Here is a 20,308-nt window from a genome sequence, read left to right as displayed (position 1 = left end):
CATGCGGAACCGGCGGCACGGCTTCGCATTCTCCCTCCAACTCAATGGATCGGGAGTTCCCCCATGCTTCGCAGCATCATCAAGGCCGTCTTCGTCGGCTGGGTCACCAAGAAGATCGCCGAGCGCGCGGCTCGCAGCAGCGCTCAGCCTCGTCCGGCCGGCGGGACCTACCCGGACCGCCGCGTCTGACGCTTCACGCCCATGTTTGAACGAACAGCGGCCGGCGCCCTTGGTGCCGGCCGCTGTTCGTCGGGGTCCGGGGAACTTGCCGATTGACTTCGCCGAACCGAGAGCGCATGAGCCAGCCCATGTTCGCGCTCACCTCCACCAAAACCACCATCATTAATTGACCCCTCGTCCCGCTTGCCCCCGGGACGGGGCGATGAGAGCGTGACTTCAGGTTCTCGGGGCGAAGGACTGGCGGGTTTCAAGATGGGCTACAAGGTGGCTGTGGTCGGCGCGACGGGCAATGTCGGCCGCGAGATGCTCAATATCCTCGACGAGCGCGGCTTTCCGGCCGACGAGGTCGTGGCGCTGGCCTCGCGCCGTAGCCAGGGCACCGAGGTGTCCTTCGGCGACAAGACCCTCAAGGTGAAGGCGCTCGAGCTCTACGACTGGGCGGGCACGGACATCTGCCTGATGTCGGCCGGCGGCTCGGTCGCGAAGGAATGGGCCCCGAAGATCGCCGCCCAGGGCGTCGTCGTGATCGATAATTCCTCGGCCTTCCGCTACGACGCCGACGTTCCCCTGATCGTGCCGGAAGTCAACGCCGACGCGGTAGCGGGCTTCACCAAGCGCAACATCATCGCCAATCCGAACTGCTCGACCGCCCAGCTCGTCGTGGCCCTCAAGCCGCTGCACGACAAGGCGACGATCCGGCGCGTCGTGGTCTCGACCTATCAGTCGGTCTCGGGCGCCGGCAAGGAGGGCATGGACGAACTCTTCGAGCAGTCGCGCGCCGTCTTCGTCGCCGATCCGGTGACCGCCAAGAAGTTCACCAAGCGCATCGCCTTCAACGTCATTCCCCATATCGACGTCTTCATGGAGGACGGCTCGACGAAGGAAGAGTGGAAGGTCATGGTCGAGACGAAGAAGATGCTCGACCCGAAGATCAAGGTCACTTGCACCGCCGTACGCGTGCCGGTCTTCATCGGTCACTCGGAAGCCGTCAACATCGAGTTCGAGAACCCGATCACCGCCCAGGAAGCCCGCGACATCCTGCGAGAGGCTCCCGGCTGCCTTGTGATCGACAAGCACGAGGACGGTGGCTACGTCACGCCGATCGACACGGCTGGCGAGGACGCGACCTATATCAGCCGCATCCGCGAGGACCAGACGCTGGAGAACGGGCTTAACCTGTGGGTTGTCGCCGACAACCTGCGCAAGGGCGCCGCACTCAACGCCATCCAGATCGCCGAGCTCCTCGTCAACCGCAAGCTGATCGGCCAGAAGAAGGCGGCCTGACGTCCCTCGTCACGCGCGCCCGTATCGCAGGCCGGCTTCCCGCGCGGGGAGCCGGCCTTTTTCATGCAACCCGCTCGCGTCGCCGAAATGACGCGCCGCGAGCTTTATTTTCGACGGCTGCACAAAACCGCCCCATCAGCCCCAATCCAGCCCCGACTGTTTTCTAGCCCCTTCCTCACGACCATCGAGGGCATCCCACTCAAGCGAGGAGCCCCGAACCATCGGAAGGCTGGAACTCGTCATGAAGAAGCTCATCCTTGCCGCCGTCGCCTCGGCGAGCTTGCTCGCAGGCTGCACCACGGATCCCTACACGGGCGAGCAGAAGATCTCGAACACCGCCGGGGGCCTCGGCATCGGTGCGGGCGCCGGCGCGCTCGGCGGCTATCTCGTCGGCCGCGCCACCGGTACCGATCCCGGCCGTGCCGCGCTCATCGGCGCGGGCATCGGCGCCATCGGCGGCGGCGGCATCGGCGCCTACATGGACCGCCAGGAAGCGGACCTGCGCGCGCAGCTCCAGGGCACGGGCGTCTCCGTCACCCGACAGGGCGACCGGATCATCCTCAACATGCCCTCCAACATCACCTTCGACACCAACGAGGACCAGGTCCGCTCGGAGTTCTACCCGACGCTCCAGTCCGTCGCGATCGTCCTCAACAAGTACGACCAGTCGATCGTGGATGTCGCCGGCAACACCGACAATGTCGGCGGCGAGGGCTACAACTTCGCCCTGTCGCAGCGCCGCGCCTCGTCCGTCTCGCAGTTCCTTGCGAGCCAGGGCGTCAACCCGCGCCGCCTCAACACGCAAGGGTACGGCATGAGCCGTCCGGTCGCCTCCAACGCGACGGAAGCAGGCCGCGCCCAGAACCGCCGCGTCGAGATCTCCATCTCGCCGCTGCAGGCGGGCTGATCGGGCGAAGTGGGGTATTGCCGGGGCGATTGCCCCGGACCCCATCCGGGAATGAGTTCCCGGACCCTTCTTTCTTTTTGACATGAAAAAGGGGGCCGGCGGCCCCCTTTTTCATGTCACCACAGATGGGGGTCCAGGGGAATCATTCCCCTGGCGGGGTGCAGGGGCAGCGCCCCTGCCTCAACCCCGCGACGCCCGCCCGTCCATCCGCCAGCTGACGGCCGCGACCGCGAGGGCGCAGAGCGCGAGGGCGGCGGAGGCGAGCGGCAGGGTGTCGTAGCCGAGGCCCGCGGAGATCATCATGGCGCCGACCCAGGCGCCGAACGCGTTGCCGAGGTTGAAGGCGCTCTGGTTGATCGTGGAGGCGAGGTTGCGGGCGCCCTGCGACGTGGCGACGATGCGCATCTGGATCGGCGAGGTCAGACCGAAGACGACCATGCCCCAGAGGAGCATGAGGACGACCATCGGAACGGGACTGTCGGCGAAGAGGTGGATGCCGGTGAGAATGGCGGCCATGGCGGCGAAGAGGCCCATGATCGAGGGCATCAGCTTCCAGTCGGCGAGGCGCGCCCCGGCGAGATTGCCGATCGTCATGCCGGTCCCGAGCACGAAGAGAAGGTAGGGAACGGTGGTTTCCGCCAGACCGGTCACGCCAACGAGAAGCGGCGCGATATAGGTGTAGAGGACGAAGAGCGCCGAAGAGGCGAGGACGCTGAGCGACATGGCGAGGAGGACGGGCGGGCGCACGAGCGCGCGCAGTTCCTCGGCGAAGCGCACGCCGGGCCTCGGCCGGCTGACAGGCACGAAGAGGAAGATCATCAGACCGGTGACGGCGGCCAGCGCGGAGACCACCAGGAAAGCGGACCGCCAGCCGAAGGCCTGGCCGATCACGGTACCGAGCGGCACGCCGAAGACGTTGGCGAGCGTCATGCCGACGAAGAGCATGGAGATGGCCTGCGCTTCCTTGCCGGGCCGGGCGATCTCGGCCGCGAGCACCGCGCCGATCCCGAAGAAGGCGCCGTGGGCGAGCGCGGTGAAGAGGCGGGCGGCCATGAGGAGGCCATAGGTCGGTGCGAGAGCGCAGGCGAGATTGCCGACGAAGAAGACGAGCGCGAGGAGGAAGAGCGTGCGCCGGCGCTCCCAGCGCGAGGTCAGGACCGCAAGCAGCGGCGCACCGAAGACGACGCCCAGCGCATAGCCGGTGACGAGGAGACCGGCCTGCGGAATCGAGACGCCGAGGTCGGCGGCCATCGTCGGCAGGAGGCCCATGATGCCGAACTCGCCGGCCCCGATGACGAAGGAGCCGAGCGACAGGGCGGCGAGCGCGAGGCCGACGCGGGGGCCGGCGCGCGCCGGCAGGTCGGCCGGGAAGGCTGCGGGAACGGAGGGTAGGGTCATGGGTCAATCACTCGAGCGAATCAGCCGCAGGCTGAACACGAAATCACGTGCCCGCACCATGGCGCCCGGTGCATGTCAGGCATGCGTCAACCGCGCGCGTGGAATGTTTGCACGTTCACACAACCGCCGGGAGCAGACGCGATAACAATTTGGTTGTAGAAAAGGAAGCGCCGCCTCCTCGATCACAATTGGGTAGACCAATATACGTGACTACGTTATTTGTTCGCGAAACTTCGAGAGGATGGAAATGGACAACAGCAAGGACGTGTCGCGCCGACATCTGACCGCTCAGATCGTCAAGGCCTATGTCAGCAAGAATCATGTGACGCGGGACGATCTGGCGCCGTTGATCGGTGTGGTCTACGCCTCGCTCGACTTCGACGCTGCCAAGGAGCCCGAAGCCGCGCCTGCCGCTCCGCTGGTTCCGGCTGTTCCGATCAAGAAATCCGTGACCCCCGACTACTTGATCTGCTTGGAGGACGGAAAGCAGTTCAAGTCGCTGAAGCGTCACCTGAAGACGCACTACGACCTGACGCCGGAGGCCTATCGCCAGAAGTGGGGCCTTGCGCCGGACTACCCGATGGTCGCCGCCAATTACGCCGCCAAGCGCTCCGAGCTCGCCAAGAGCATCGGGCTCGGCCGCAAGGCGGCCCCGGACGTGGAGCCCGAGGTCGAGATCGAGGAGGCCCCTGCCCCCGCTCCGGTCGTGGAGCCGGAAGCCGAGAAGCCGGCCAAGCGCCGCCGCACCACCAAGAAGGCCGCCGCCGCGGCCGAGTGATGGCTTGCGCGGGCGGGCGGTCTTGCCGTTCGCCCGCGCCGGACATCGCTAGCGGAGCGTCTGCGGACGCCCGCTCCCCAGGCGGCTCGGCCATGCGCCCGGAGCCCCCTGTGCGACATCGCGCCCGCAACCCTTGCGGGAACGATCGCTTCGCCCGGCAATTGCGCCTTTGACGCAGTTGGCCGGAGAAGATCCCTTTCATGAGACCGCTTCCCACGGCCATCGCCGCCCTTCTGCTCGTGGCCGGCGGGCTCGGCGCAATGGCCTATCTCACGGGCTGGCCGGCGCCGGTGGCGGCCATGCTTCCGGGCAGCGGCGAAAAAACTGAGGAGGCGTCCGCCGAGGAACCGCCGACCCCGGTGGTGCTTGCCGAGGCCGGCCTCGCCGACATCGCGCTGACGCTGGAATCGGTCGGCGACACGGTGGCTCGCGAAAGCGTGACCGTGACCGCCCGCGTCTCGGGACGCGTCACGGAGATCGCCTTCACCGACGGGCAGGACGTGGCGGAGGGCGACATCCTGGTTCGCCTCGACCCCGCGGATGCGCAGGATCAGGTCCGTGTCGCGGAAGCCGCCGCCGAGGAGGCGCGCCAGGCGTTCGGTCGGGCGTCGCAGCTCGCCCAGGACGGCACGGGACCACGCGCCGTGGCCAACGACCTGCAGCGGCAGGCCGAGGCCGCCGACGCCGAGGTCGCCTCCGCCCGGGAGAGACTCGACGACTACAACATCCGCGCACCATTCGCCGGGCGCCTCGGCCTTCGCAACATCAGCCTCGGCACCTTGATCCAGCCCGGCGGCGAGGTGGCGCTGCTCGACGCCGTGGACCCGATCGAGATCCGCTTCACCGTGCCGGAACGCTATCTCGGGCAAATCCGCATGGGTGCGCCGATCGAGGCCGCCTCCGTCGCCTTTCCCGATGAACCGTTCCGCGGCGAGGTCACGGCGATCGCCAGCCGCGTCGATCCCGCGTTGCGCACGGTGACAATTGAGGCGAGCGTGCCGAACGGCGACGAAAAGCTCTTGCCCGGCATGCTGATGAACGTGACGCTGCAGACCGGGCAGCGCGAGGACGCGGTGACCGTCCCGCCGTTGGCGGTGCAGATCGAGGGCGCCAACCACTTCGTCTTTGCCGAAGAAGACGGGAAGGCGGAGCGCATCGAGGTGCGGGTCGGCCAGCGCGACGCGGACCGGGTCGAGATCGTGGACGGATTGGAAGCCGGGCGGCGCGTCGTCGTCGAAGGGTTCCAGGACCTGACGTCCGGCCAGGCGATCGAGGTGAAGGACGAGGCCGAGGGCGACACGCCGCCCGCACGGGACGGCCCCGAAGCGGGCGAAGCGCAGGCCGCCGCGCCGGCCGCGCGGGGCTGACGCACCATGCGGCTTCTCGACACCGTCATCACCCGGCCGATCCTAGCCGCTTCCTTCAACCTCCTTCTGATCGCCGTCGGCATCGGCGCCATGCTGTCGCTGCCGATCCGCGAGTTTCCCGACGTCGATCCGCCCTCCGTCACCGTCAACACGATCTACCAGGGCGCGCAGGCCGAGGTGGTGGAGCGCGAGGTGACGCGCATCATCGAGGAGAACCTCTCGGGCATCGCCGGCATCCGGCAGATCCGCTCGACGACCCGCGACGAGAATTCCGACATCGACCTCGAATTCGTGGCCGGCACCGATATCGACGCGGCCGCCGCGGACGTGCGCGACAAGGTCTCGGCCGTGCGCAACGACCTGCCCGATCTCGTCGAGGAGCCGGTGATCGAGAAGGCCTCGGCAGACGATCAGCCGATGATGTATCTCACCGTGCGCTCCGACGAATACGACACCGCCGCCCTTACCGACCTCGTGGACCGCACCGTGGTGGATGCGATCGGCGCGGTCTCCGGCGTCAGCCAGGTTCAGATCGGCGGCGAGAAGCGATACGCCATGCGCATCTGGCTGGACCGGCGCGCGATGGCCGCGCGCGGCGTCACCGCCGGCGACATCTCGGCGCGTCTCGAGGCGGAGAACGTCGAGTTGCCGGCCGGCGAACTCGAGACCGCAACCCAGGCCATCACCCTTCGCGCCGACACGCGCTTTTCCTCGGCCGACGAGTTTCGCGAGCTTTCGCTCATCGACCAGGGGGGCAACCGGGTGCGGCTCGGGGACGTGGCGAGCGTCGATGTCGGCGTCGAGGATCGCAATTCCGGCTTCCGCGTCGACGGACAGGACGCGATCTCGCTCGGCATCGTGCGCCAGTCCAACGCCAACACGCTGGAGATCGCCGACGGCGTAATCTGGGAACTGGAATCGGTCCGGGGCCAAATCCCCGACTCGGTGGAGATCGCCGTCGGCTACAACGAGGCCGTGTTCATCCGGGAGAACCTGAAGAACGTCGCCTCGACGCTCCTGCAGACGGTGGCGGTGATCGTGGTCGTCATCTTCGTGTTCCTCGGCTCGCTGCGCTCCACGATCATCCCGGCGGCGACCATTCCCGCCTCCGTCATTCCGGCCGCGATCGTGGCCGTCGCCATGGGCTTCTCCCTGAACGCCCTCACCATCCTCGCGGTGATCCTGGCGATCAGCCTGTGCACGGACGACGCTGTCGTCATCATGGAGAACATCCGGCGCCGCCAGCAGCAGGGCGAGCCGCTGCTGCTCGCCGCCGCCCGCGCGACGCGGCAGGTGGGGTTCGCGGTCTTTGCCAGCGCGGTTGTGCTGATCGCCGTGATCCTGCCGCTAGCGTTCCTCGGCGGCAATGTCGGCCTTCTCTTCCGCGAGTTCGCCGTGGTGCTGGCGGCGATCGTCGGCTTCTCCACCACGGCGGCGCTGACGCTCGCCCCGATGCTGTCGTCCAAGCTCTTCGCCGACCGATCCGAGCCGACGCGCATGGAGCGCTTCGTCGGGGCCAAGCTCGATCGCCTCGGCAACGCCTACAAGCGCGTGCTCGGCTCTGCCGTGCGCCACGTCTGGCTGACCCTTCTCGCCGGACTCGCCTTCGCCGCGATCGGCGTCTTCGCCTTCACGGTCGTGCCGAGCGAGCTCGCGCCAGACGAGGACCGCGGCGCCATCATCGTGCGCGCCGAAGGGCCGGAGGGCGCCTCCCCGGCCTACATGTCGGAGAAGATGCGCGTCCTGGAGGACACGGTGCGCAAGACCAACGGCGAGAACGGGCCGATACGCGCCATCCTCACCGTGCTGTCGCCCGGCCGCGCCGGGCAGGGCCAGCCGACCGTCGGCATCCTGATCGTGCAGCTCAAGGACTGGGCCGAGCGCGAAGAAACGCAGATGGCGTTCCAGGAACGGCTGCAAGATGCGCTGCCGGCGGTCACCGGCGTGCGGGCCTTCGCGATCAACCCGAACGGTCTCGGCCAGGGCGGCGGGCGCCCGGTTTCGATGGTGGTGAAGGGCCCCGACCGCGACGTGCTCGATGCGTGGTCGCAAGGCATCGTCGAGCGGGGGCGCTCGATCCCCGGCCTCATCAACCTCGATTCCGACTACGACGACACCAAGCCGCAGATCCGCGTGTCGGTGGATCGCTCGCGCGCCTCCGCGCTCGGCGTCGACGCGCAGGCGATCGGCGAGACGCTGCAGATCATGTTCGGCGAGGCGGAGATCACCCGCTATGTCGAGCGGGGCGAGGAGTACGAGGTCATCCTCCAGGCCCGCAACGAGGATCGGTTGACGCCCGGCGACATCGACAACGTGTTCGTGCGCTCCGGCCAGGGCGAGTTGATCCCGCTCTCCAGCGTCGTGATCCGCGAGGAGGTCGGCACGGTGCGCGAACTCGAGCGGCTGGACCGCCAGCCGTCGATCACGATCGGCGCGAACCTTTCGCCTGCCCTCTCGCTCGGCGACGCGCTCGACCAGTTGGAGGAGATCGCGCGCGAGAACCAGCCGGCGGGCACCGAGATCGCCTATACCGGTCAGAGCCTCGACTTCCAGGAGACGGGCTCGGCCGTCCTCTTCATCCTCGCGATGATCCTGGTGCTGGTCTACCTGCTTCTGGCGGGCCAGTTCGAGAGCTTCGTCCACCCCTTCGTGATCCTGATGGCGGCGCCGGCGGCGCTGGCGGGCGGCATCCTGATCCTCTGGGCGATGGGGCAGACGCTCAACATCTACAGCCAGATCGCCATGCTGCTCCTGATCGGCCTCGTCGCCAAGAACGCGATCCTTCTCGTGGAATTCGCCAACCAGCTCCGCGAGGAAGGGGCCGAGCCGTTCGAAGCGGCGGTCGAGGCAGCGGCACAGCGGCTGCGCCCGATCCTGATGACGACGCTCGCCACCATCATCGGTGCGGTGCCGCTCCTGCTCGAGTCGGGCGCGGGCGCCGAGGCGCGTACCACGGTCGGCGCCGTGATCGCGGCCGGCACGACGCTCGGCACGTTCCTCACGCTCTTCGTGGTGCCGGCGCTCTATGTCCTCCTGTCGCGCTTCTCGCCGCCGCGCAACGCGCTGGAAGCGGAGCTCGAGAAACTCGAGCGCGAGAACCCCGCCGGCGGGGAAGCCCAGCCGGCGGAGTGACCCGTCGACGTCGGTCTCAGCGCGCCCGCGCCTTCAGCCAGCGGTCGAAGGCGACAGCGAGGATCAGGATCAGGCCGATCACCACCTGCTGCGTGTAGGAGGAGACGTTGTTGAGGACGAGCCCGTTGACGAGGACGCCGATGAGCGCCGCCCCGATCACGGTGCCGCCCACCGTTCCGACGCCGCCGAAGAGGCTGGTGCCGCCGATCACGACGGCCGAGATCACCGTCAGCTCGTAGCCGATGCCGGCCACGGCTTCCGCGGAGTTCAGCCGCGCGGACAGGACGAAGGCGGCGAGGCCGCAGAAGAAGCCGACGATGAGATAGACCGAGACGAGGATGGCATCGACCTTGAGGCCCGACAGGCGCGCCGCCTCGGCATTGCCGCCGACCGCGTAGACCGCGCGGCCGTAGCGCGTGTAGCGCAGGACGATGTGACAGAGTGCGGCCGCGACCGCGAAGATGATGACCGGCACCGGCACCGGCCCCACCAGTCCCGTGCCGAACCAGCGCATGGACGCGTCGAAGCCGGAGATCGGCCCGCCGTTGGAGAGGGTGAGTGTCAGTCCGCGAAAGATCGTGAGCCCGCCGAGCGTCACCACGAAAGGCGGAACCTTGAGCCGCGTGATGGCAAGGCCCTGCACCCCGCCGCAGAGCGTGCCGACTGCCAGGGCGGCGACGAGGGCCGCGAACCAACCGTAGCCGCCCGCCGCGGCCCCGCCGAGCGAGAGCGTGTTCGCCGCCCCGCCCTTGAACACGATCGCCGCCACCATGCCCGACAGCGCCACCAGCGAGCCGACCGACAGGTCGATGCCGGCCGTCAGGATCACGAAGGTCATGCCGAGTGCGATGAGCCCGGTGATCGAGATCTGTCGCAGGACGTTGAAGAGGTTGGTCGGGTTCAGGAAGTTCGGGTTGACGAGCGCGAAGACCGCCATCAGCACCAGGAGGAAGAGCAGCGGCCCGAAGGTCTTGAGCAAGCGGAAGAGGTTGACGCGGGGGCGCGTCGCCGCTTCATCGACTGCGGTCATGGACGGGGCTCCGTTGGATTGCCGAGCGCCATCAGCGCCATGAGGGACTCTTCGCTGGCTTGCGAGGCCGGCATCTCGCCCGTGATGCGCCCCTCGCGCATGGTGACGATGCGGTCGCTCACCGCAAGGATTTCCGGCAGTTCGGACGAGATGACGAGGACGGCGATGCCGCGTGCCGCCAGTCCCACCAGGATCTGGTGCACCTCGGCCTTGGCCCCGACGTCGACGCCGCGCGTCGGCTCGTCGACGATCAGCACCTTGGGATCTCGCGCGAGCCAGCGGGCGAGGATCACCTTCTGCTGGTTGCCGCCCGAAAGCCCCGCGATGAGCTGTTCGGGGCCGGCCATGCGGATGTTCAGCATCTTCCGATAGGCGGCGAGATCGCGGCGCTCGCGCCCCTCGGCCATGAAGCCGAGCGCGCGGGCATAGGCCTTCAGCGACGCCACCGAGAAGTTCGGTTGGATGCCGAGCGCCGGAAAGATCGCCTGGTGCTTGCGATCCTCCGGCACGAGCCCGATCCCGAGCGCGATCGCATCGGCCGGCGAAGCGGGGGCGATCGGCCGCCCGTCGAGCCGGATTTCGCCGCCCGCACACCGGTCGGCGCCGAAGATCGCGCGCGCCAGTTCCGTGCGCCCCGATCCGACGAGGCCGGCGACCCCAAGGATCTCTCCCGCCTTCAGGTCGAGGTCGACACCCTTGAGCACGATCGCATGCGGCGCTTCCGGGTTGCGATGGGTGGTCAGGCCGCGCACCGACAGGCGGACCTCGCCCGCCGTCGCCCGCTCCGTCGGCCGCGCGTAGAGCTCGGACGCGGCGCGCCCGACCATGCGCTCGATCACCGCCGGTACCGGAATGGGCGCGGCCCCGCGCACGAGTTCGCCGGCGAGCCGGCCGTCGCGCAGCACCGTCATCCGGTCGCACACCTCGGAGGCCTCCTCCAGGCGGTGGGTGACGAACATGATCGCGACGCCCTCCGAGCGGAGCCGACGCATGATCGCGAGAAGGCGGCTGACCTCGGCTTCCGACAGGGCGGAGGTCGGCTCGTCCATGACGATGACGCGCGAATGGAGCGACAGCGCGCGGGCGATCTCGACCATCTGCTGCTCGGCGACCGACAGGGCGGAGACCGGCGTGCGCACGTCGAGGCGAAGGCCGACCCGCGCGATCGCTTGGGCCGCGGCCTCTCGCATGGCGCGCCAGTCGACGAGCTTGAAGCGGTTCACCGGCGCGCGGCCGACGAAGATCGTCTCCGCCACCGACAGGGTCGGGATCAGCGAGAGCTCCTGGTAGATCGTCACGATGCCGGCCCGCATCGCCTCGTCGGGATTGGCGAAGGCGACCGGTTGCCCGTCCAGGCGGATCTCGCCGCGGGTGGGCGGCTGGACGCCGGACAGGATCTTCAGAAGCGTCGACTTGCCGGCGCCGTTCTCGCCCATGAGACCGAGGATCTCGCCGGGAAGGAGGCGCAGGGATACGTCGTCGAGCGCGCGCACGCCCGAAAAATCCTTGGAGATGCCCCGCATGTCGAGGAGCGGCGCGGCGGCCGGCGCGGCCGGAACGGGAGCGGAGGGCGCGAGCATGGGCGTGCGGCCCCGCGCCGGCCGGCGCTTCGAAGCGGCCGGTCGGCGCGGAAGCCTGTCCTCAGCCGGCCTCGCTCAGGCGTTCGGACTTGTCGAGGTTGTCCTTGCCGATCACGATCGGCGTCAGGAGAACCTGGGATTGCGCGGGCTTGGTGCCGTTGCGGGCGAAGTCCACCGCGATGCGCACCGCGGTGCGCGACTGCTCGCCCGGGAACTGCTCCACGGTGCCCGCGAGCTTGCCGTCGCGCACGGCCGCCAGCGCTTCCGGAAGGGCGTCGAAACCGTAGATCAGGACGTCGGTGTGCCCGGCGGCCTCGCAGGCCTCCATCGCGCCGAGCGCCATGTCGTCGTTGGCGCAGACGATGACGTCCGGCTTGCCGTGGGCGGTGAGGCCCGCTTCCGTCACCGAAAGCGCCTCGGCCCGCGCGAAGTTGGCGGTCTGCTCGAAGACGATCTCGTACTTGTCCTTGCCGTCGAGGACGGCATGGACGCCCTTGTTGCGGTCGATCGCGGGGCCGGCGCCCGGCTGTCCCTGGAGGTGGAAGATCTTGGCGCCGTCGGGCCTCGCGGCGATGATGGCGTTGGCCTGGGCCTCGCCGCCCTTGGCGTTGTCGGCGCCGACATGGGCGAGGATGCCGTCCACGCCGTCGACGCGCCGGTCGATCGTGACCACCGGGATGCCGGCCTGCACCGCCTGCTCGACGGCGGGCGCGAGCGAGTTGACGTCGAGCGGCGAGATGACGATGGCGTCCACCTTCTGGACCACGGCGGCCTCGACGTCGCCGGTCTGCTTGGGCGCCGAGTTCTGGCCGTCGCTCTCGATCAGCGTGGTGCCGCCGATCTCCTGCGCCTGCGCCTTGATCTGGTTCAGCATGTGAACGAAGAACGGAAAGCTGAGGCTCGGCACGGAGCCGAGGATGGTCAGCGGAGCGGCTTGCGCCCAGCTTCTTCCGGCGGAAAGGGCGACCACGCCCACCGCAGCCGACGACAACAGGAACGAACGCCTGTTCATGATGGAACCCTCCCGTTTGCACCGCCGGCCTCCCGCTCTGCGTCGGGTCGGTCCGGGGAATGGGATCACGGTATCACGCGGCGTTGGCCGCGCAAGAGGGGCGCATTGAACGTTAAAGGTGCCAGCGCTACGCCTTTGCGCTTCAGCGCGACGGTCGGGTGAGAAGAAAGGACGCCACCCCGACCAAAATGATGACGACCCCCACCAGCAAGGGCGCCGGAGCGTCGGAGCGAACCAGAAGGAGGAAGCTCAGCGCCATGGACAGGACGGCCAGGATCTTGGCGCGCGTCGGCACGACGCGCCGATCCCGCCAGTTGCGCAGGAGCGGACCGAGCCGCGGATGGGTCTCGATGCGGCGGCTCAGTTCCGGCGATCCACGCGCTGCCGCCCAGGCTGCCAGGAGCAGGAACGGCGTTGCGGGAAGTCCCGGCAACACCACGCCGGCAAGCGCCAGCACAAAGGCCACCAAGGCCAGCATGTGGAAGGCGAACCGACGCAGGCGGCCGCCGGCGAGCTTTCCGGCGGGCTCCACGCCCTTTGGGCCGTCAGTCGATCCCGCCCGTGGGCTCCCCCGAAGGCGTTCTTGTGCGTCGGCTCCCTTCCCTTCCGTCAGGATCGGGATCCGGACGGAAGGGAAGGGGCGGACGCGTTGGCGAAATCGCTGTCCAGCACCTCGATGAGCCCCTTCAGATGATGACGGATGTCCGGATTGCCGATCCGGTTCAGCGCGGCGACGAGCGCGGGATCTCCCGACGCGCCCGTCGTTCGTGCCTCGCCGCCTTCGCCCAGCCCCTGGAAGAAGAACGAAGGTTCGATCTTGAGGACGAGCGAAAGGCCGTAGAGCCGGCTAGCGCTCAACCGGTTCTCGCCGCTCTCGTATTTCCGGATCTGCTGATAGGTCAAGCCGACACTTCGGCCGACCTGACCCAGCGTCATTCGGCGGAGCTCCCGGGCAGCTCGCAGACGGTTTCCAATATGGGCATCGACAGGGTCTTTGTTCGTCACCGGAAACTCTTCACACACGAGACGCGGTCCAGCACCTGCCGCCGGATCCATTCCGTACGTGCATGTCCGGCCGGCGCCCTACAGGGTTTTGATGGTCGACAAGCGAATATCGAGCCTCGCCGACTCCGATATACGATTTCGATCGCGTTCAAAACATCTTAATGCGATTAACTGGCCTTCGTTCCGGGATCGCGGATGTTTCGCGGTTGCTCGCCCGTCCCGATCGGCTGGGTGTCCGCGGTCGGTGTCTCCGTCGAGCGGAAGCGGCCCGGGCGGCGAGCGGCCCTCGGCCGCCCGCTCCGGTCCCCGCCCCGCCTCAGGGCTTCAGCACCACCTTGACGCATCCGTCCTGCTTGTCGCGGAAGGTCTTGTAGAGTTCCGGCCCCTCTTCCAGGCTCGCCCGGTGGGTGATGATGAAGGACGGATCGATCTGCCCCTCCTCGATGCGCTGGAGCAGGATCGGCAGGTAGCGCTGCACCGGCGTCTGGGCCATGCGGAATGTGAGGCCCCGGTTGATGGCCGAACCCATCGGGATCTTGTCGAGGAAGCCGCCGTAGACGCCGACGATCGACACCGTGCCGAAGTTGCGCGTGCAGTGGATCGCCTGGCGCAGGACATGGGGACGATCGGTGCCCATGAAGGTCGCCTGCTTCACGCGGTCGATCACCGAATCGAACGAGCCCGTCCCGTGTGCCTCCGAGCCGACCGCATCGATCGAGGCGTCGACGCCCCGGCCGTTCGTCAGCTCCTGGATGCGCTCGAAGATGTCCTCGTCCATGAAATCGAGCACGATCGCCCCGCTCTGGGCGGCGATCGCCTTGCGCTCGGGGACCGTGTCGATCGCGATCACCCGTTCGGCGCCCAGCATGAAGGCGCTCTTGATGGCCATCTGGCCGACCGGGCCGCAGCCCCAGACCGCGATCGTGTCGCCCGGCTGGATGTCGCAGAAGTCGGCGGCCATGTAGCCGGTGGGGAAGATGTCCGAGAGGAAGAGGACCTGCTCGTCGGTGAGGTGCGAGGGCACCTTGATCGGACCGACGTCGGCATAGGGCACGCGCAGGTACTCCGCCTGACCGCCGGCGAAGCCGCCGAGGAGGTGGGAATAGCCGAACAGGCCGGCGGGCGAATGGCCCCAGGCCTTCGCGGCCAGTTCCTTGTTGGGGTTGGAGCGCTCGCAGCCCGAGAAGAAGCCGCGCTTGCAGAAGAAGCACTCGCCGCAGGAAATGGTGAAGGGCACCACCACGCGGTCGCCGACCTTGAGCTTGGAGACGCCCGAGCCGGTCTCCACCACTTCGCCCATGGTTTCGTGGCCGAGGATGTCGCCCGATTCCATGCCGGGAATGACGCCGTCGTAGATATGCAGGTCCGAGCCGCAGATCGCGCAGGCCGTCACCTTGATGACGACGTCGCCTGCGTCCTCGATCTTCGGGTCGGGAACGCTTTCGCAGCGGATGTCGCTCTTGCCGTGCCAGGTCAGGGCTTTCATCGATCGCCTCCTTGATGTCTCACGGAAGGGAAGGCAGCCGCTGCGGGCTCCGTTCCGCCCGCGCGACCCACACTTCGCTTAGGCGCATAACCTTAGGTGGCTCCCGGCAGTTGCGGCATGGCGATGGATCGGATCGAGGGGACCGGACGTTTGCCCGCGGGGAGAACTGTTGTTTTCGAGGGGACCTGCCATGGATTTTGCCGACCGTCGCCGAAACCGCCAACGTCGTGGAGCCGGCCAGATCGTGGTCGGCCTGGCGTCGCTCGGCCTCCTCGGAGCGCTGGGCGCCCTCGCCCGCAGGCGCTCCTCCGCTGATACGACACAGCGCCGCGACGACGCGGGCGAACTGGCCGACAGCGGCTTTCGCTCGGAAGGCGCCTCGCACGCCCATCCCTCTGCCGCCCACGAGGCGGGACGGGGGCGTGCGGCCGATCATCCCGGCCAGATCCCGGCCCGGGGGTGGAAGGACGTGCTTTGGCGTACGGTTCAGGAGTTCTCCGCCGACCGGCTGATGCTGGTCGCGGCCGGTGTCACCTTCTACGTCCTGCTCGCGCTGTTCCCCGCGATCACCGCCATGGTGTCGATCTACGGCCTCTTCACCGACGCCTCGAACTTCGGCGACCAGATGCGCGTCCTGTCGAGCTTCCTGCCGGGCGGGGCCATGGACATCATCTCCGAGCAGATGGCGCGTGTCGCCTCCAAGGGGGAAACCAAGCTCGGCTTCGGCCTCGTGTTCGGTCTGGGACTGGCGCTGTGGAGCGCCAATGCCGGCATGAAGACGCTCTTCGACGCCCTCAACATCGTCTACGAGGAAGAGGAAAAGCGCGGCTTCGTCCGGCTGACGCTGGTGTCGCTGTTCTTCACGCTCTGCGCCATCGTGTTCCTGATCGTCGCGCTGGCGGGCGTGGTGCTTCTGCCGATCGTCCTGGATTTCCTGCGTCTTGGCGGGGTGGAGCCCTGGCTCCTGCTGCTTCGCTGGCCGCTGCTGCTGGTCGTGGTCGTGGGGGGCCTCTCCATCGTCTACCGCTACGGGCCGAGCCGCGCGCGCGCGCGCTGGCGCTGGATCACGCCGGGCGCCGGCATTGCGGCCGTGCTCTGGGTGATCTTCTCCATTGCCTTCTCGTGGTACGCGCAGAACTTCGGCAACTACGACGAGACCTACGGCTCGCTCGGCGCTGCGATCGGCTTCATGACCTGGATCTGGGTGTCGACCATGGTGGTGCTGGTCGGGGCCGAGATCGACGCGGAGCTCGAGCATCAGACGTCGCGCGATTCGACGACGCACCCTGCCCAGCCGATGGGTCGGCGCGGCGCGAAGATGGCGGATACGCTCGGCGAAGCGCAGGGCTGATCCAGGGGGGACCGGAGGGGTCTTGCCCCGCTGGACCGGGGAGGCTAGGGGAAAGGTGATTGTTTTTCTCCACATAACCGGCCGATGCCCCATTCCTCCCTCCACCGCCGGGCCTTTCTCACGACATTGCTGGGCGCTGCGTGCCTGCCGGGAGGCGTATCCGCCACTCCCGGCTTCCCGAAACGCATAGCGGTCTTCGACTATGCGCTTGCCGAACTCCTCCTGCTTCTCGGCGTCGAACCGGTGGCCGTCATGTCGGCGGCCGACTGGCCGAAATGGACCGGCGAGCCGCCGTTGCCGCCCGGCGTCATGGACCTCGGCGCCTCCCAGGAACCCAGTCTGGAGCGGTTGGCGGCGCTGAAGCCGGATCTCATCCTGTCCACCGAGTACACGTCGCTCGCCGAACCCGCCGCCGCGCGCATCGCGCCGGTGGAGCGCCTGACGATCTACGGATCGGGCACCGATCCGCTGCCACGGGCCCGCGAGGTAACGACCGCGATCGGCGAGCTCCTCGGCCTCTCCGGGCGGGCCGAGCAGGCGATCGCCGACGTGGACGCCGAGATCGCGGCGCTCTCCCGCCGCCTCAGGCCAAACCTGCCCCCGCTCCTGATCGTCGCCTTCATGGACACGCGCCACGCCCGGGTCTTCGGCCGGGCCAGCCTGTTCGGCGACACGCTGGAAGGGCTCGGCCTTCGCAACGCTTACCCCGAGGCGGTCAACGTCTGGGGCTTCAATACGGTGGGGATCGAGGATCTCGCCTCCTATGGCGAGGCCACCCTTTTGTCGATCGATCCCGCTCCGGCCGACACCTGGCCGACGCTGGACCGCAGCCCGCTCTGGACCGAACTGCCCTTCGTCAAGGCCGGCCGCGTCACGCGCCTAGCCCCCGTCCTGACCTTCGGCGCCCTGTCCTCCGCCCGGCGCTTCGCCCGCCTCGTCACCGAAGCCCTGACGGACCAGCCCGCGTGAGCGCCGCCGCCCTTCCGCGCCCGCGCGGCGCCTGGCTTCTGGCCGCCCTCGGCCTGCCGGCCCTGGCGCTTGCGGCGCTCGTCGTGTCCGGCCCGCTCGCCGCGCTCTGGAGCGCGTCGGACGCTGGCTACGACGTCGGGCGCATGGTGCTCCTGCATTCGACCCTGCCTCGCCTCGCCATGGCGGTCCTGTGCGGCGGCGCGCTGGCGGCGTCCGGCGCCTTCATGCAGCAGGCCCTTCGCAATCCGCTGGCGTCGCCGACGACGCTCGGCGTCGAAGCGGGCGGACGCCTGGCGCTCGCGCTCGCCACGCTGGCCGCGCCGGCCCTTTTCGGCTGGGGCCGCGACCTCGTCACGCTGGCCGGCTGCGGGCTGTCCACGCTTCTCGTCTTCGCGCTCGTGCGCCGGCGCCATTTCGCCGCCGTCTCGCTGATCCTCGCCGGACTGGTGGTGGGTCTTTATGCCGGCGCGCTCTCCGCTCTTCTGACGCTTCTCAACGACCGCTACCTCGCCAGCCTCTTCATATGGGGCGCTGGGTCGCTATCCCAGCAGAGCTGGGAGCCGTTCCTCTCCCTCCTCCTGCGCCTCGGCCTCCTCGTGCCGCCGGCCCTCCTCCTGGTGCGCCCGCTCGGGCTTCTCGACCTCGACGACGCCAACGCGCGTGCGCGCGGGCTCGATCCCGGCCGCCTGCGGGGACTGGCCGTGGCGCTCGGCGTCGCGATCTCCGCGTTCACCGTCAGCGCGGTCGGCGTGATCGGCTTCATCGGCCTTGTCGCGCCGCTTCTGGCGCGCCTGTCCGGCGCGCGAGGCTTCGGCACCCGGCTTGCGCTGTCGGTCGGGCTCGGCGCGGCGCTCCTGCTCCTCACCGACGCCGCGCTCCAGGCGGTGCCGGGTTCGACCGGCGTGTTCCTGCCGACCGGCGCGGTGACGGCGATCTTCGGCGCCCCGCTGCTTCTTCTGCTTCTGCCGCGCCTGGCGGCGGCCGATCGCGCCCCGATCCCGGCCGAGGCCGGCATGCGGCACAAGGGGCGATCTCCGGTGCGGGCCGGCGGGCGGCTCCTTCTTCTCGCGGTGGCGCTGGCGGCGCTGGCGCTCGCTGCCCTTCTCGTCGGCCCGGATCCGATCACGGAACGGTGGGGCATCCTGTCGCCCGCCCTCTTCGCCGATCTCCTGCCCCTGCGCTGGCCCCGCATGCTGGGCGCGGGCGCGGCGGGCGCGATGCTGGGGACCGCCGGTCTGCTCCTCCAGCGCCTGACCGGCAACGAAATGGCGAGCCCGGAAGTGTTGGGCGTCGGAGCGGGCGCGGCCTTCGCCGCCGCCATGGTGCTGTTCCTGCTCCCGGCTCCCGGTTCCGTGGTGCTCGGCGTGGCCGCCGTCGTCGGCAGCCTCGCGGTGGTCGCCGCGGTTCTGTCGTTCGGCCGCCGGTCCGGGTTCCAGCCGGAACGCGTGCTCCTCGCGGGCATCGCGCTCAACGCGCTGCTCGATGCGGTGGTCGGCCTCCTGTCGGCGAGCGGCGACCCGCGCGCGCTCATGCTGCTCGGCTGGATGGCCGGCTCCACCAACGGCATCACCGCCGCGAGCGCGCTCGCAGCGAGCCTTGCCGCCGCGGTGCTCGTCGGCCTCGCGGCGCTGGCCGCCCGGCCGCTCGCCGTCCTGCCGCTCGGCGCTCCCGTGTCGCGCGCTTTGGGCGTGCCGCTCGCCCGCACGCGGCTCGCACTCTTCGCGCTTGCCGCCGTTCTCACCGCCGCAGCGACCCCGATCGCCGGCCCCCTCACCTTCGTCGGACTGATGGCGCCGCATCTCGCGCGCCTTCTCGGGGTTCACCGACCGCTGCCGGCCCTCTTCGTCAGCGCGCTCTCGGGCTTCGCACTCCTGGTTCTGGCCGACTGGCTCGGCCGCACGGTGGCCTTTCCCTGGACCCTTCCGACCGGCATCGTGGCCGCCCTTCTCGGCGCGCCCTGCCTGATGCTGCTCCTCGCCCGCCGGAGATACGCCTGATGACCCTCGTCTCGCCTCCGCCCCGGCCCGCCCTCGCCTTCGCACTGGAGGCGGTGTCCTTTGCGGTTCCCGGCCGCGTGCTCCTCCATCCTCTCGATCTCGACCTGGCAAGCGGCCGCGTGGTGGGGCTCGTAGGCCACAACGGGTCGGGCAAGTCGACGCTGGTGAAGCTCCTCGCCCGGCAGGAGCGACCGTCGGCCGGGCGAGTGAGTTTCGGCGGCCGCGACCTCGCCGCCTGGGGCGAGCGCGACTTCGCCCGCCACGTCGCCTATCTCCCGCAGATGACGCCGCCGGCGCCTGGCCTTCTCGTGCGCGACCTCGCCGCCCTCGGCCGCTATCCTTGGCATGGGCCGTTCGGTCGCTTCTCCGCGGGCGACCGCGCCCATGTCGAGGACGCGCTTGCGGCGACCGGCACGCTCCCCCTCGCCGATCGGCCGGTCGACGCGCTCTCGGGCGGCGAGCGCCAGCGCGCCTGGCTTGCTATGCTGGTGGCCCAGGATGCCGGCTGCCTGCTTCTGGACGAGCCGATCTCGGCGCTCGACGTCGCGCACCAGATCGAGGTCCTCGGTCTAGTGCGCGCCTTGAGCCGCTCGCGCGGCGTCGGGGTCGTCGTGGTCCTGCACGACATCAACATGGCGGCCCGCTTCTGCGACGAGATCGTTGCTCTCAAGGGCGGACGGCTGGTCGCGCGCGGGCGCCCCGACGAGGTCGTCACCGCCGCGGCCCTGGAGCGGATCTACGGCGTGCCGATGGCCATCCTCGACCATCCCGGCAGGCCCGAACCGGTGGCCATTCCCTTGTGACGGAAAGCATGCCCGTCTGCGCGGCACGC

The 20,308-nt window shown here is 69.1% G+C and carries 17 protein-coding genes; 10 read left to right on the top strand and 7 right to left on the bottom strand.

What is annotated here, in order from left to right:
* The first annotated feature begins 63 nt into the window (after nucleotides 1-63).
* The 3 genes from AUL34_RS23005 to AUL34_RS10650 all read left to right on the top strand — a co-directional run bounded on the left by AUL34_RS23005 (nucleotide 64) and on the right by AUL34_RS10650 (nucleotide 2,371).
* Complete coding sequence (locus AUL34_RS23005) at nucleotides 64-189, top strand: hypothetical protein (protein ID WP_274532652.1); 126 nt, start codon at nucleotides 64-66, stop codon at nucleotides 187-189.
* 243 nt (nucleotides 190-432) lie between these two features.
* A complete protein-coding gene (locus AUL34_RS10655; protein ID WP_061933696.1) occupies nucleotides 433-1,464 on the top strand; it encodes an aspartate-semialdehyde dehydrogenase in 1,032 nt (343 codons plus the stop codon).
* Nucleotides 1,465-1,705: 241 nt separating this feature from the next.
* Nucleotides 1,706-2,371, top strand: coding sequence for an OmpA family protein (locus AUL34_RS10650; protein WP_061933695.1), 666 nt, complete (start codon nucleotides 1,706-1,708; stop codon nucleotides 2,369-2,371).
* A gap of 180 nt (nucleotides 2,372-2,551) precedes the next feature.
* On the opposite strand, the gene AUL34_RS10645 is transcribed toward AUL34_RS10650, so the two are convergent.
* On the bottom strand, nucleotides 2,552-3,769 hold the full coding sequence (locus tag AUL34_RS10645; RefSeq protein ID WP_082653300.1) for an MFS transporter: 1,218 nt from the start codon (nucleotides 3,767-3,769) through the stop codon (nucleotides 2,552-2,554).
* Nucleotides 3,770-4,010: 241 nt separating this feature from the next.
* Between AUL34_RS10645 and AUL34_RS10640 the strand changes: the two genes are divergently transcribed.
* The 3 genes from AUL34_RS10640 (at nucleotide 4,011) to AUL34_RS10630 (ending at nucleotide 9,046) form a co-directional block, all read left to right on the top strand.
* Nucleotides 4,011-4,547: a MucR family transcriptional regulator gene (locus AUL34_RS10640; RefSeq protein WP_061933694.1), complete on the top strand. Its 537-nt coding sequence runs from the start codon at nucleotides 4,011-4,013 to the stop codon at nucleotides 4,545-4,547.
* Between the two features lie 200 nt (nucleotides 4,548-4,747).
* Nucleotides 4,748-5,914, top strand: a complete 1,167-nt coding sequence (locus AUL34_RS10635; protein ID WP_061933693.1) for an efflux RND transporter periplasmic adaptor subunit — start codon at nucleotides 4,748-4,750, stop codon at nucleotides 5,912-5,914.
* A 6-nt stretch (nucleotides 5,915-5,920) separates the two neighbouring features.
* Nucleotides 5,921-9,046, top strand: coding sequence for an efflux RND transporter permease subunit (locus AUL34_RS10630; protein WP_061933692.1), 3,126 nt, complete (start codon nucleotides 5,921-5,923; stop codon nucleotides 9,044-9,046).
* Nucleotides 9,047-9,062: 16 nt separating this feature from the next.
* On the opposite strand, the gene AUL34_RS10625 is transcribed toward AUL34_RS10630, so the two are convergent.
* From AUL34_RS10625 to AUL34_RS10600, 6 genes are all read right to left on the bottom strand, one after another.
* Nucleotides 9,063-10,076 (bottom strand): ABC transporter permease, encoded by a 1,014-nt coding sequence (locus AUL34_RS10625; protein WP_061933691.1) that lies wholly within the window; start codon nucleotides 10,074-10,076, stop codon nucleotides 9,063-9,065.
* Nucleotides 10,073-11,656, bottom strand: coding sequence for a sugar ABC transporter ATP-binding protein (locus AUL34_RS10620; protein ID WP_061933690.1), 1,584 nt, complete (start codon nucleotides 11,654-11,656; stop codon nucleotides 10,073-10,075). The genes AUL34_RS10625 and AUL34_RS10620 overlap by 4 nt, the downstream gene beginning before the upstream one ends.
* A 61-nt stretch (nucleotides 11,657-11,717) precedes the next feature.
* Nucleotides 11,718-12,668, bottom strand: a complete 951-nt coding sequence (locus AUL34_RS10615) for a substrate-binding domain-containing protein (RefSeq protein ID WP_061933689.1) — start codon at nucleotides 12,666-12,668, stop codon at nucleotides 11,718-11,720.
* 142 nt (nucleotides 12,669-12,810) lie between these two features.
* The gene (locus tag AUL34_RS10610; protein WP_244492523.1) at nucleotides 12,811-13,200 is read right to left on the bottom strand and encodes a YbaN family protein; all 390 of its coding nucleotides are present in this window, start codon (nucleotides 13,198-13,200) and stop codon (nucleotides 12,811-12,813) included.
* 77 nt (nucleotides 13,201-13,277) lie between these two features.
* Entirely contained in the window at nucleotides 13,278-13,724 is a 447-nt protein-coding gene (locus AUL34_RS10605; protein ID WP_082653299.1) for a helix-turn-helix transcriptional regulator, read from the bottom strand.
* Between the two features lie 265 nt (nucleotides 13,725-13,989).
* Nucleotides 13,990-15,159: a zinc-dependent alcohol dehydrogenase gene (locus AUL34_RS10600; protein ID WP_061933687.1), complete on the bottom strand. Its 1,170-nt coding sequence runs from the start codon at nucleotides 15,157-15,159 to the stop codon at nucleotides 13,990-13,992.
* A gap of 190 nt (nucleotides 15,160-15,349) precedes the next feature.
* Here AUL34_RS10600 and AUL34_RS10595 point away from each other — a divergent pair, with 190 nt between their 5' ends.
* The 4 genes from AUL34_RS10595 to AUL34_RS10580 all read left to right on the top strand — a co-directional run bounded on the left by AUL34_RS10595 (nucleotide 15,350) and on the right by AUL34_RS10580 (nucleotide 20,279).
* Nucleotides 15,350-16,510 (top strand): YihY/virulence factor BrkB family protein, encoded by a 1,161-nt coding sequence (locus tag AUL34_RS10595; RefSeq protein WP_061933686.1) that lies wholly within the window; start codon nucleotides 15,350-15,352, stop codon nucleotides 16,508-16,510.
* 84 nt (nucleotides 16,511-16,594) lie between these two features.
* Nucleotides 16,595-17,479 (top strand): ABC transporter substrate-binding protein, encoded by an 885-nt coding sequence (locus AUL34_RS10590; RefSeq protein ID WP_061933685.1) that lies wholly within the window; start codon nucleotides 16,595-16,597, stop codon nucleotides 17,477-17,479.
* A complete protein-coding gene (gene fhuB / locus AUL34_RS10585) occupies nucleotides 17,476-19,476 on the top strand; it encodes a Fe(3+)-hydroxamate ABC transporter permease FhuB (protein ID WP_244492522.1) in 2,001 nt (666 codons plus the stop codon). Before AUL34_RS10590 ends, fhuB begins: the two co-directional genes overlap by 4 nt.
* Nucleotides 19,476-20,279 (top strand): ATP-binding cassette domain-containing protein, encoded by an 804-nt coding sequence (locus tag AUL34_RS10580; protein WP_061933684.1) that lies wholly within the window; start codon nucleotides 19,476-19,478, stop codon nucleotides 20,277-20,279. The genes fhuB and AUL34_RS10580 overlap by 1 nt, the downstream gene beginning before the upstream one ends.
* Nucleotides 20,280-20,308 lie beyond the last annotated feature (29 nt).

The organism is Aureimonas sp. AU22, assembly GCF_001463745.1.
Classification (GTDB): domain Bacteria; phylum Pseudomonadota; class Alphaproteobacteria; order Rhizobiales; family Rhizobiaceae; genus Aureimonas.
The sequence above is the reverse complement of the archived record's forward strand: the minus strand, read 5'-3'. Positions and strand labels throughout refer to the sequence as shown.